At 32.8% G+C, this 11,938-nt stretch carries 12 protein-coding genes, 1 tRNA gene and 1 pseudogene; all 14 read right to left on the bottom strand.

All coding sequences use genetic code 11. The features are described from left to right. Positions 1 to 4: 4 nt before the first annotated feature. On the bottom strand, positions 5 to 154 hold the full coding sequence (locus FBF20_RS02450) for a hypothetical protein (protein ID WP_002854981.1): 150 nt from the start codon (positions 152 to 154) through the stop codon (positions 5 to 7). Between the two features lie 17 nt (positions 155 to 171). After that, positions 172 to 248 (bottom strand) — tRNA-Arg (locus tag FBF20_RS02445). A gap of 28 nt (positions 249 to 276) precedes the next feature. Further along, complete coding sequence (gene fusA, locus FBF20_RS02440; protein WP_002888146.1) at positions 277 to 2,352, bottom strand: elongation factor G; 2,076 nt, start codon at positions 2,350 to 2,352, stop codon at positions 277 to 279. A gap of 12 nt (positions 2,353 to 2,364) precedes the next feature. Beyond that, the gene (gene rpsG, locus FBF20_RS02435) at positions 2,365 to 2,835 is read right to left on the bottom strand and encodes a 30S ribosomal protein S7 (RefSeq protein WP_002779471.1); all 471 of its coding nucleotides are present in this window, start codon (positions 2,833 to 2,835) and stop codon (positions 2,365 to 2,367) included. A gap of 69 nt (positions 2,836 to 2,904) precedes the next feature. Continuing rightward, positions 2,905 to 3,291: a 30S ribosomal protein S12 gene (rpsL, locus tag FBF20_RS02430; protein ID WP_002782934.1), complete on the bottom strand. Its 387-nt coding sequence runs from the start codon at positions 3,289 to 3,291 to the stop codon at positions 2,905 to 2,907. A gap of 327 nt (positions 3,292 to 3,618) precedes the next feature. Further along, positions 3,619 to 5,058, bottom strand: coding sequence for an aldehyde dehydrogenase (aldA, locus tag FBF20_RS02425; protein WP_002888147.1), 1,440 nt, complete (start codon positions 5,056 to 5,058; stop codon positions 3,619 to 3,621). A gap of 13 nt (positions 5,059 to 5,071) precedes the next feature. Then, positions 5,072 to 5,389 (bottom strand): L-rhamnose mutarotase, encoded by a 318-nt coding sequence (locus tag FBF20_RS02420; RefSeq protein WP_002837607.1) that lies wholly within the window; start codon positions 5,387 to 5,389, stop codon positions 5,072 to 5,074. Beyond that, positions 5,390 to 6,160 (bottom strand): amidohydrolase, encoded by a 771-nt coding sequence (locus FBF20_RS02415; protein WP_002837605.1) that lies wholly within the window; start codon positions 6,158 to 6,160, stop codon positions 5,390 to 5,392. After that, on the bottom strand, positions 6,144 to 7,400 hold the full coding sequence (fucP, locus tag FBF20_RS02410) for an L-fucose:H+ symporter permease (RefSeq protein ID WP_002868189.1): 1,257 nt from the start codon (positions 7,398 to 7,400) through the stop codon (positions 6,144 to 6,146). The genes FBF20_RS02415 and fucP overlap by 17 nt, the downstream gene beginning before the upstream one ends. Positions 7,401 to 7,410: 10 nt before the next feature. After that, a complete protein-coding gene (locus tag FBF20_RS02405) occupies positions 7,411 to 8,199 on the bottom strand; it encodes an SDR family oxidoreductase (RefSeq protein ID WP_002825115.1) in 789 nt (262 codons plus the stop codon). Beyond that, positions 8,200 to 9,485 (bottom strand): annotated as a pseudogene (locus FBF20_RS02400) (MFS transporter). A gap of 11 nt (positions 9,486 to 9,496) precedes the next feature. After that, complete coding sequence (locus FBF20_RS02395) at positions 9,497 to 10,663, bottom strand: UxaA family hydrolase (protein WP_002837600.1); 1,167 nt, start codon at positions 10,661 to 10,663, stop codon at positions 9,497 to 9,499. 2 nt (positions 10,664 to 10,665) lie between these two features. Beyond that, positions 10,666 to 10,929 (bottom strand): UxaA family hydrolase, encoded by a 264-nt coding sequence (locus FBF20_RS02390; RefSeq protein ID WP_002779462.1) that lies wholly within the window; start codon positions 10,927 to 10,929, stop codon positions 10,666 to 10,668. Further along, positions 10,926 to 11,834 (bottom strand): dihydrodipicolinate synthase family protein, encoded by a 909-nt coding sequence (locus FBF20_RS02385; RefSeq protein WP_002858487.1) that lies wholly within the window; start codon positions 11,832 to 11,834, stop codon positions 10,926 to 10,928. Before FBF20_RS02385 ends, FBF20_RS02390 begins: the two co-directional genes overlap by 4 nt. Between the last annotated feature and the right edge of the window lie 104 nt (positions 11,835 to 11,938).

Below are 11,938 nucleotides of genomic sequence, written 5' to 3'. Positions count from 1 at the left end.
TATTTTAATGCGTTGGAATTTTAATGCGTTTTGGAGATTGTTCTTTAAATATATTTCGTTCTTTTGTTATATTATTATCTTCTTTAAAATTTACTGGGCTTTGTGCTGCCAAAAAAGAAATTACAAAAGTTATAAAAAAAGCAATTTTTATCATAATAACACCCCATAAAATGGTGTCCACGGCGAGATTCGAACTCACGGCCTCAAAATTAGGAATTTTGCGCTCTATCCTGCTGAGCTACGAGGACAGAAAGCGGGAAAAATCCCGCTAAAAATTTAACCGTTTCTTTTTTTGATGATTTCATCCGCAACATTTTTAGGAACTTCATCATAGTGATCAAATTCCATAGAATAAGTCGCACGACCTTGAGTTTGACTTCTAAGATCAGTAGAATAACCAAACATTTCAGCCAAAGGACAAAATGCTGTGATGATTTTATTTCCACCACGCTCATCCATGCTATTTACTTGACCACGGCGTTTGTTAAGATCTCCAATAACATCACCCATGTAATCTTCAGGAGTTTCTACTTCAACTTTCATCATAGGCTCTAAGATCACAGCACCTGCTTTTCTAGCACCTTCTTTAAAGCCCATAGAAGCAGCAAGTTTAAACGCCATCTCAGATGAATCCACCTCGTGATAACTTCCATCATAAACAGTTACTTTAACATCTTCCACAGGATAACCTGCTAAAACACCATTTTGTAATGCTTCTTGAACACCTTTATCAACTGCAGGAATGTATTCTTTTGGAATTACTCCACCTTTGATATCATTAACAAATTCATATCCACTACCTGGCTCAAGTGGTTCAAGGCGTAAGAATACATGTCCATACTGACCACGACCACCTGATTGTTTAGCGTATTTGTATTCTTGTTCAACAGTTTTTCTAATAGTTTCGCGATAAGCAACTTGTGGTTGACCTACTTCAGCTTCAACTTTAAATTCACGAAGCATTCTATCAACGATAATTTCAAGGTGCAACTCACCCATACCTGAAATGATAGTTTGGCCACTTTCTTCATCTGTAGAAACTCTAAAACTTGGATCTTCTTGTGCTAATTTATTTAAAGCAATAGACATTTTTTCTTGATCTGCTTTAGTTTTTGGCTCAACTGCAACAGAAATAACTGGATCTGGAAAATCCATTCTTTCAAGGATTACCTTATCTTTTTCACTTGCAAGAGTATCCCCTGTTAAAGTATCTTTAAGTCCTACAACAGCACCAATTTCGCCTGCGTAAAGCACTTTAATCTCTTCTCTTTTGTTAGAGTGCATTTTTAACAAACGACCAATTCTTTCTTTTTTATCTTTAGTTGAGTTATAAGCATAAGAACCACTTTCTAAACAACCGCGATAAACACGCACGAAAGTAAGTTGTCCTACAAATGGATCTGTCATAATTTTAAATGCAAGTCCTGCAAACTCGCCATCATCAGTTGATTTTACAGAAACTTCTGTGCCATCTTCATATTCACCCTTGATATTTGCCACTTCATCAGGAGCTGGCAAATAAGCCACAACAGCATCAAGTAAAGGTTGAACCCCTTTATTTTTAAACGCTGTACCGCAAAGCATAGGAACGATAGAAAGACTTAAACATCCTGCTTTAATCCCTGTTTTAATCTCTTCAAGACTTAATTCTTCTCCGCCTAAATATTTTTCCATCAACTCATCTGAAGTTTCAGAAACTGCTTCTATCATTTTTGTGCGATATTCTTCTGCCTTTTCTTTAAGTTCAGTTGGAATTTCTTTTTCTACATAATCCGTTGGCTTAGTATCATCTTCCCAAACTAAAGCTTTCATAGTTACAAGATCGATTACGCCTTTAAAATTATCCTCAGCACCGATTGGAATTTGAAGTGGAACTGGATTAGCTTTTAAACGGTTGCGAATTTGATCTTCTACATTATAAAAATTTGCACCGATTCTATCCATTTTATTTACAAATACTATTCTTGGAACACCGTATTTATTTGCTTGTCTCCAAACCGTTTCACTTTGAGGTTGTACCCCACCCACTGAACAAAATACCGCAACAGCACCATCAAGAACACGCATAGATCTTTCAACTTCGATTGTAAAATCCACGTGGCCTGGAGTGTCGATAAGGTTGATTTGATGATCTTTCCAAAAACAAGTTGTAGCTGCAGAAGTGATAGTAATCCCACGCTCTTTCTCTTGTTCCATCCAGTCCATAGTTGCAGCACCATCATGAACTTCACCGATTTTATGACTCATACCTGTAAAGAAAAGAATTCTTTCAGATGTAGTCGTTTTACCCGCATCAATATGAGCAGCAATACCGATATTTCTAACTTTCTTTAAAGGAGTACTTCTTGACATACACACTCCTTCTTACCAACGATAGTGAGCAAACGCTTTATTTGCTTCAGCCATTTTATAAGTATCTTCTTTCTTCTTAAATGAAGCACCTTTGCTATTTGCTGCATCTAAAAGCTCAGCTGCAAGTTTATCAATCATAGTTCTTTCGCTTCTTTTTCTTGCAAAAGAAATAATCCAACGAATCGCCAAAGCTTGTTGTCTAGCAGGACGAACTTCAACTGGAACTTGATAAGTTGCACCACCTACACGACGAGATTTTACTTCTAATAAAGGCTTAATATTTTCAATCGCATCATTAAAAATATCAATACCTTTTTTCTCGCCACCTTTTTTATCAATAGCTTCCAAAGCACCATACATAATTGTTGTAGCTGTGCTTTTTTTACCATCATACATTAAAGAATTAATAAATTTTGTGATTACTTTATTACCATAAATCGGATCAGGCAAAACTTCTCTTACCGGAGCTTTTCTTCTTCTCATTATTTTTCCTTCAAATTTTAAATTTTACTCAAACAAAATCAAATCTAACGGATTTGTCTGTATGAATGATTATTTTGCAGCGCCTGCTTTAGGACGTTTAGCACCATATTTAGAACGAGAAACTGTTCTTTTTGCAACACCTGCTGTATCAAGAGCACCACGAACGATGTGATATTTAACCCCTGGTAAGTCTTTTACCCTACCACCACGCACTAAAACAATGCTGTGTTCTTGCAAGTTATGACCTTCACCGCCGATATAGCTGATCACTTCAAAGCCACTAGTAAGTCTTACTTTGGCAACTTTTCTTAACGCTGAGTTTGGTTTTTTAGGTGTTGTAGTATAAACCCTAGTGCAAACTCCCCTTCTTTGTGGACAATTTTTAAGCGCTGGAGATTTAGATTTTTCTAAAACTTTTTTGCGCTCTTTTCTAACCAATTGATTTATGGTAGGCACAATAATTCCTTTCTTTAAAAATGTAATAAACTTTGGATGATATCTAAAATTTACTTACAAAAATATAAACTAGAAATAATTTAAATGCTTTTAAAAATTTTTATAAAATAAACCTACATAATTTACATTAATATTTATAAAACATAAACTAATTTTTAATTATTGTTTTACTTATAAAAATAATCTTACTCATTTTAGACAAAATGAAAAATTCCAAAATTGATTTTAAGAAATTACTAAAAAAGTGTTTAATCCATAGTTATAAAGCATTATACTTGATTCCAAGATTATAATAACTCCTATCTAAAAATTTAGATAGGATAAAAATCATTGTTTATTAGTATTATACTGCAAATATACCACATGGGTAGCTAAATATTCTTCAAGACCATGTTTTCCATCAGCTCCGCCTATGCCACTTTTTCTAAAGCCTGCATGAAAACCTTGCATAGCCTCAAAATTTTCACGATTAATATAAGTTTCACCAAATTTAATTTCTCTGCTAGCTCTCATTGCTATATCTAAATTTTGTGTATAAATAGAACTTGTAAGACCATATTCACAATCATTTGCCATATCAATAGCTTCATCAAGTGTATCAAATTTAGCAATAGGTAAAATCGGAGCAAAAATTTCTTTTTGCATGATCTCATCTTCGTGTTTAACATTAGTAAGAACGCTTGCGGGAAAATAATACCCACTTGTATCAGTGATTTTTCCACCGCATTCTACAATCGCTCCTTTAGCTGTAGCTCTTTGAAGCATTGCCAAAGCATTATCAACTCCTGCTTGATTGACCAATGGTCCCATATCAAAATCACCTTTTAAGGTATTTCCAACACTTACTTTACTCATGGCTTTTACAAATTTGTCTACAAATTCATCATAAACGCTTGTATGCACATAAGCTCTTTCAGCACAATTACAAACTTGTCCGTTATTGCAAATTCTACTTGCTTTAATCGCTTCTACTGCTAAATCAATATCCGCATCTTTGCACACTATAGCTGGCGCCTTTCCACCAAGTTCTAAAGAAACTTTGATAATATTTTTAGCTGCAGCTTCCATTACTCTAGTCCCTGCTTCAACACTTCCTGTAAGACTTACCATACCTATATTTTCATTGCTTGATAATTCATATCCTACTACACTGCCTTTACCTGCAACTAAGTTAAAAACACCTTTTGGTAAAGAACTTTGCGAAACAAGCTTTGCAAATTCAAAAGCATTGTTTGGAGTTTCACTGCTTGGTTTTATAACAATAGTATTTCCTGTTAGTAAAGCAGGTGCCATCTTCCTTGCGATTAAGAAAAATGGAAAATTCCAAGGTAAAATTCCACCAATTACCCCAATAGCACTTTTATATAAATATATATGCTCATTAGCCCTATCGCTTTGTATGATTTCACCCTCATATCTTCTAGCCCATTCGGCCGTATAATCCATATAATCTGCTGTAAAATTAATCTCTATGCTAGCCAAAACTCTGGTTTTTCCTTGCTCTTGCATTAAAACTTCGGTTAAGAAATTAGCATTTTTGCGTATTAAACTAGCTATTTCTTTTAAATGATTTGCTCTTTCAATCGCTGGTTTAACCTCCCAAACTTTTTGTGCTTTTTTAGCTGCTTCAATCGCTCTTTTAGTATCTTCTAAAGAAGCGCTAGCTACTCTTGAAATCACTTCTTTGGTAGCTGGATTTAAAACTTCGATAAATTCTCCATTATGTGGGATAAACTTTCCATCAATATAATTTAAATAAGTTGTCATTTTTTCTCCTTTTTTAGTCTAAGTGAAATACTTCTTCCATATTTAGCCATTTTTGTCCTGCATAGCCTAAAGATATTTGACAAGGATCTGTTACTTTCCACCATTTTTGTGTGCTTTCATCTCTTGCCATTTTAGCCATGTCTGCTTCAAAATCAGCACCTATATATTCAAAATATGCAAATAAATATTCCCCAAACAAATAAATGGAATAATTTTGTATATTGCATTCCTTAATCATCTCACAAACCCCTTCATAAGGCTTTGTGTGAAGCTCTTTGTATTCTTCTATTTTTTCTTTTTTTATTTTTATGATTTGACCGTATCTTTGCATTCATCCTCCTTTATAAATTAATAAAGCATTTTTGTAAAATATTTTATCTAGATCATCAAAAATTTTACTCTCTATAATAAGCTTGGCCCACTTAGCTGGAGTTATCTTTGCCACTGGATAATTGCTCCCAAATATAAATTTATTCTCACTAAAATTTTCTTTTAAAAAAGCAAAAAGCTCAAAAATAAATTCCTTAGGAGTTTCTTGCGAAAAACCATCAGGAATAGAAAGCTTGATATATAAATTTTGAAATTTTTTCAAAAAACTTAAATCTTTTTTGTATTCATTTAAACGATTTATTTTTGGACTTCCTAGATGATTTAAAACCACTTTTAAATTTGGATTTTTACTTAAAAATTTTTCTAAAAAACCAAGCTCTTCATTTTTAATACAAGCCTCAAAAGGTATATTGAAAGTTTTTAAAATTTCTATTTTTTCTTCAAAGTCTGCTTCAAATAGTCTTTTAGCTCCTTTTTTGCTCGTGTGCATTACTTCCCTAAAAGAACTAAGCTCTTCTTTATGCTTAAAATCCGCTAAACAAAACAAAAGATTATGAAGCTTTTTTTGCTCCAAAGCAAACAAAGCTTCCTTTTCTAAATCATCACTATTAACCTCAACATACATAGCACCTATAAATTCAAATTCTTTATATTCTTGTTTCATCCTAAAAAAATCATAATTTTGCTCTAATTTTTCATCGTCTTTTATCCATGAAATAGGTATTTTTTCCAAATCCCAAAGGTGTAGATGAGCATCAAAAATCTTTTGCATTTTTTCTCACTTTTGAGCCTATAAAGCCATACCAAGCCACATATAAAAACAAAGGTGCCATTGCTAAATACCCAGCGCCTGTACCATAATGATCATTAATAAAACCTATAATTATAGGCATAATTGCTCCACCTACTATGCTCATCACAAGCAAAGAACCGCCTAGTTTTACTTGATTTAAAGGTAAATTTTTTGTTGCTACCGCAAAAATAGTAGGAAAAGAAATAGACATAAAGAAAAATAAAGCTATTAAAAGCACTATGCTAAAAAACCCGCTAGCAAAATACAAGCTAAAGCATATAAGCACATTGATTAGAGAATAAAATCCTAAAATTTTTTCACCTTTGATTATCTTCATCAAAGGAGTAGAAACAATGCGCCCTAGCATAAATGCAACCAAAGCTATAGAAAAATAATAAGCACCTTGCGCATCTTTTAAACCTTCATTATGTTCTACAACATAATTGATAAAAAAAGCTCCTGCTGCAACTTGATTGGCTATATACAAAAACTGCGCTAAAAGCCCTAAGTTAAAATGTCTGTGTTTAAAAACATATATGGGCTTAGAATCATCTTTTTGCTTATAATCATCACTTACCGCACTTCCTTCTGGAAGCTTATTTGCAACAAAAGCAATTAAAATCAAAATAACAATGACAGCAATTCCTATATAAACAAGCTGGACATTTCCCATATTAGCTACCAATGCAGCCTCGATTTGCTCTTTACTCGCACCCTCTTCTTGTTTAGTAATAGATAAAAATAAAGCTCCGCCTATAATAGGTCCTACAAATTGCCCCAAACCATTAAAACTTTGCGCAGCATTGATTCTAAAACTCGCATTTTTTTCATCACCAAGCTTTGTCATGTAGGGATTTGCACTAGTTTCTAAAGAACCAATACCACAAGCTAAAATAAAAAACGCAAACAAAAACAAATGAAAAGAAGCCAAATTTGTAGCAGGTATAATAAGCAAAGCTCCTATGGCATAAAGAGCTAAGCCAAAAATGATTCCCATTTTATAAGAAAATCTATTGGCTATATAACCTGCGGGTAAGGCTATGATAAAATAAGCACCAAAATAAGCAAACTGTAAAAAACCACTTTCATGCTGGCTAATATGAAGATGATTTTGAAAATTTTTATTCATCACATCAATAAGTCCATAGCTTACTCCCCATAAAAAGAAAAGAGAAGTTACCAAAACAATAGCTATTTTTATATTTTTAGAATCAGTCATTTTTTACTCCTTAGTTTTCATCCCAATTTAATGCTCTATCTAAATGCACATAACCTCCATCTGGCATTAAAATTTGCCCTGTAGTATGTGAAGCAAGGGGACTAAGTGTAAAAACCGCTGTATTTGCAATTTCCTCTATGGTAGTAAAACGATGGCCTAAAGGTATAGCTTTTGCGATTTTTTCATATTGCTCTTTAGGATTAGGAAAATTTTGCAGCCATTTTTCATAAAGAGGAGTCATAACTTCAGCAGGAGCTATAGCATTTACCCTAACATTATCCTTAGCAAAAGCACAAGCCCATTCTCTAGTAAAACCCATTTGAGCCGCTTTGGCCGAAGCATAAGCTGAAGTTCTTCCTTGTCCTGTGATGCCTGTTTTACTCACTATATTTAAAATACTGCCTTGTTCTTTTTTAATGTAAGGCAAACATTCTTTGGTCATAGTATAATAATGAAAAAGATTATTTTCATAAGATTTTATCAAATCTTGAGTACTTGTATTTTCAATATGTAAATTATCATTTGTACCTGCATTATTTACAAGAGCATAGATTCCACCATGTTTGATAGCAACTTTTTTTACAAGCTTTTCAATTTGCTCATAATTTTTTAAATCAATTTCATAAAATTCATACTCACTAGATAATTTTTTTAATTCTTTATCGTGCTCTTTAGGCATAGATCTTGAAAAAATTACAGGAATTCCGCCTTCGCTTGCCCATAATTTAGCAATACCATACCCAATACCTTTAGCCCCTCCTGTAATAATACAAACCTTATTTTTAATTTTTAAATCCATTTATTCTCCTTTATCTAAATTTAAAGTTATTTTTAAATGTATTAATACCAATACACCTAAAATTGCTATCAATGCTAACACTATAAGTCCAAACTCAACTCCAAAATGATTTTCTATATATGTTTTTAAAGTAGGAGCCACAAAACCTCCTAAATTTCCCAAGGATCCTATAAGAGCAATAGCAGCCGCGGCTCCTTTTCCTTTTAAAACTTGAGTTGGCAAATTCCAAAATATAGGCTGAATGACTATAAAACCTATAGCAGCCAAGCTAATAAAAAATAAAAATGCCGCCAAATTTGTAACAAAAGTTGAAGCTATCATGCTCAAACTTGCTAGCAGTAAAAATAAAATCGCATGTAAATTCCAAGAATGTTTTTTATCAGCCAATGAGGTAAATATTGGCAAGGCGATAAAAACAAAATCCAAGGTATGGCATTTAAAAGTCCAACTTCAAAACCTACATTTATTTGCAATATTTGGGCAATTTTACTTGGTAAATAAAAAAGCACTCCATAAACACTTAATTGAATACAAAAATAAACAAATACAAATTTCCACACCAAAATACTTTTAAAAATATCTTTTATAGAATAATCCTTAGCTTTAGTATTGGAAATTTCAATATGTTTTAGCAAAATATCTTTTTCTTTTATATCTAACCATTTTGCATCTTTTGGATGTGAATCAAGATAAAATAAACAAAAAATACCTACTAAAACGGTAATACCTCCTTCTATTAAAAACATCCATTGCCAATTTTTAAAATATATATTTGGTGTATAATCAAGTATAAAACCGCTAATTAAAGAACCAAAAACAAAAGCAATTGGAACTCCCATTTGATAAATTCCATAAGCCTTAGATCGATATATAGCTGGGAAAAAATAACTAAGGTATAAAATAATGCCTGGACTAAAACCTGCTTCAGTTAAACCCAATAAAAATCTTAATACATAAAAACTTATTTCTCCTTGTATAAAAATCATTGCCATAGTTACAAGACCCCAAGTGATCATTATACGGCTCAACCAAATTTTTGCTCCTAATTTATGCAAAAATAAATTTGAAGGCACTTCAAAAATGGCATAACCTATAAAAAATATTCCAGCACCCAAAGCATAAGCAGCCTCACCGATGCCTGCATCAATTTCTATATGAGATTTCACAAAGCTAATATTTGTCCTATCAAGCATAGAAAGACAAAACATCAAAACAATCAAAGGCAAAATACGCCAAGATATTTTTTTACATACTAACTCTAACTTTATTGAATTTGCATGTTTCATCACTTTACCCTTTAACAAGTTGTAGCAAGTCTCCAAACTGAAAAATCATTTTGCTCGTTAAGCTCTGCTTTTACCAATTCTCCATCTGAAATTCGCACGATTAATTCTATAAGCTCATCACGCACTTCTTCTTTTGTTTTTACCCCATCTATAATGCTTCCTGCGTTAATATCAATAGCATCATTCATATTTTCATAACAAAAAGTATTAGAACTCATTTTGATAGTAGGCACGATAGCAGAACCCGTTGGAGTGCCACGACCTGTAGTAAAAACACAAATATTTGCTCCACCTGCAACCATAGCACTAAGTTGTTCTATATCATTGCCTGGTGTATTCATAAAAGTTAAACCTTTAGAAACTACAGGCTTAGCATAATCAATCACATCCATTAAGGTTCTAGTTCCTGCCTTATAAACACAGCCTAAAGATTTTTCCTCTATAGTACTAAGCCCGCCTGCCATATTTCCTGGGCTAGGATTTGCTCCTCGAATATCAGCATGAAAAGATTTGACTAAATTCTCATAAGCTAAAATCTTATCATATACCTTTTTAGCTATTTCATCGTTTTTTGCTCTCTTAGCTAGTATGGCTTCACAACCTATAAGTTCTGTAGTTTCTGCTAAAATTACCGCACCACCCTCATCGATTACAAAATCACTCAAACTTCCTAAAGCAGGATTAGCACTAAGTCCGCTATAGCTATCACTTCCACCGCATTCTGTGCCTAAAATCAAATCACTGAAATCTCCTTCACTTTTTTGTAATTTTGCAGCACTTTCAAGCATTTCATTGACTATTTTGATACCATTTTCAATGGTATTTTTACTACCACCACATTCTTGTATCACTAAATATTCAACCTTTTTATAAGGCGTTGCTTCTTTGATTTTTTCTGCTACTGCTTTGGCTTGTATTACCTCACAACCAAGCCCTATAATTAAAACACCAAAAACATTGGCATTGCTCCCATGACCTATTAAAACATCTCTAGTTTGTAAAGCATCAAATTCAAGCTGGGAGCAACCATGCTGATGGTTGATATAAACTGCTCCATTACATTTTCTAGCTATATTTTCACACACTTTATTAGCACAATGTACACTTGGTATGATAATGACTTTATTTCTTAAACCAAATTTTCCATCTTCCCTTCTATAACCCATTATCTTTTTCATTTTCATTCCTTATCTCCACGACCTCTAATTCCCGCAGTATTATGGATATGCACCCATTCCCCTGTACTAATATCGCAACTTGCACTAGCTATAGCTTCTGCGTATTTGATAATAATTTCATCTTTTTTTATATCCTTTAGTGCAAATTTATGTCCGCTTGCAATATCATTTAAAAGCTCAATATTTGCCACTTTTTCGCCTTTTTTAAAGTCACGCAAAGCTGTGGCAACATTGTCTTTTTCATTGACTATAATATATCCTTTCATAGTTTTATACCTGTTTCTTTTTCTATAGTTTTAATAAGCTCTTTTGCTTCATCAAAGCGAGTGTTTAATTCTTCTTTTGTAGCAGGTGATAAAGGATGAATACTAGCATTTACAAATTCAAATCCTCTGGCCTTTAAAAGCAAAGCAAAACCCATAGGAAAAGCTATGCTCATACCAAATCTTATGGCCTTTAATAAACTTTTTTGTATTAGCAAAGCTCTGCCTATATTTTTTTCATTGATTGATTTGTAAATTTCGCTCATAAGTTCTGGAAAAACTCCACCTATGCTAGTCATAGAACCTTTTACACCTGCTAATAATGCACCTACATAAAATTCTTCTCTTCCTACAAAAACATCAAAATTACTAGGTACTACATCTAAAATATGATTTAAAAGCAAAGCATCTCCGCTACTATCTTTTATACCCACAACATTATCAAGCTTTGAAACCTTTTCTATAAATTTTAAGCTTAGTGCTGGTGCAAAAAGAGGTATATTATAAACATATAAGGGAAGTTTCACTTCAGAAGCTAAATATTTTACATATTCAAAAAGTGCATCTTCACTCAATTTATAATAATAAGGCATAGCAAGTAATAAGGCATCAAGACCTAATTCATAAGCTTTTTGCGCCAAAATAAAAGTGTTTTCATAAATTGTCGAGGTAATACCCGTGATGATAGGTATATTATTTTTTGTAGCCTTTTTGGTGAGTTTCATTAACTTAACTTGCTCTTCCACGCTCAAAGCTTGAGAATCCCCTGCACTTCCATTACAAAACAATCCGTTCAAGCCTTTAGAAATACCAAATTCACAATAGCGAATAAATTCTTTTTCATTGATACTTCCATCATCTTTATATGGAGTAAGTAAAGCCGGTAAAGTTCCTTTTAAAATTCCCATTTTTTTCCTTTCGTATATACAAAAATATATTTATATACAAAAAATATAACAAAATATTTGTAAAAAAATCAAGCTGTTAACTTGGTAAAAATTCGTATTTTATT

The sequence above is a fragment of the Campylobacter sp. CFSAN093259 genome (genome assembly GCF_012889985.1).
Lineage (GTDB): Bacteria > Campylobacterota > Campylobacteria > Campylobacterales > Campylobacteraceae > Campylobacter_D > Campylobacter_D jejuni.
Note: the sequence above shows the minus strand (reverse complement) of the source record. Positions and strands in the feature narration are given on the sequence as shown.

Coding starts and splice junctions, on each gene's coding strand:
- FBF20_RS02450 (WP_002854981.1), bottom strand. CDS start 154: ATGATAAAAATTGCTTTTTTTATAACTTTTGTAATTTCTTTTTTGGCA.
- fusA (WP_002888146.1), bottom strand. CDS start 2,352: ATGTCAAGAAGTACTCCTTTAAAGAAAGTTAGAAATATCGGTATTGCT.
- rpsG (WP_002779471.1), bottom strand. CDS start 2,835: ATGAGAAGAAGAAAAGCTCCGGTAAGAGAAGTTTTGCCTGATCCGATT.
- aldA (WP_002888147.1), bottom strand. CDS start 5,058: ATGACAACTTATTTAAATTATATTGATGGAAAGTTTATCCCACATAAT.
- FBF20_RS02420 (WP_002837607.1), bottom strand. CDS start 5,389: ATGCAAAGATACGGTCAAATCATAAAAATAAAAAAAGAAAAAATAGAA.
- FBF20_RS02415 (WP_002837605.1), bottom strand. CDS start 6,160: ATGCAAAAGATTTTTGATGCTCATCTACACCTTTGGGATTTGGAAAAA.
- fucP (WP_002868189.1), bottom strand. CDS start 7,400: ATGACTGATTCTAAAAATATAAAAATAGCTATTGTTTTGGTAACTTCT.
- FBF20_RS02405 (WP_002825115.1), bottom strand. CDS start 8,199: ATGGATTTAAAAATTAAAAATAAGGTTTGTATTATTACAGGAGGGGCT.
- FBF20_RS02395 (WP_002837600.1), bottom strand. CDS start 10,663: ATGAAAAAGATAATGGGTTATAGAAGGGAAGATGGAAAATTTGGTTTA.
- FBF20_RS02390 (WP_002779462.1), bottom strand. CDS start 10,929: ATGAAAGGATATATTATAGTCAATGAAAAAGACAATGTTGCCACAGCT.
- FBF20_RS02385 (WP_002858487.1), bottom strand. CDS start 11,834: ATGGGAATTTTAAAAGGAACTTTACCGGCTTTACTTACTCCATATAAA.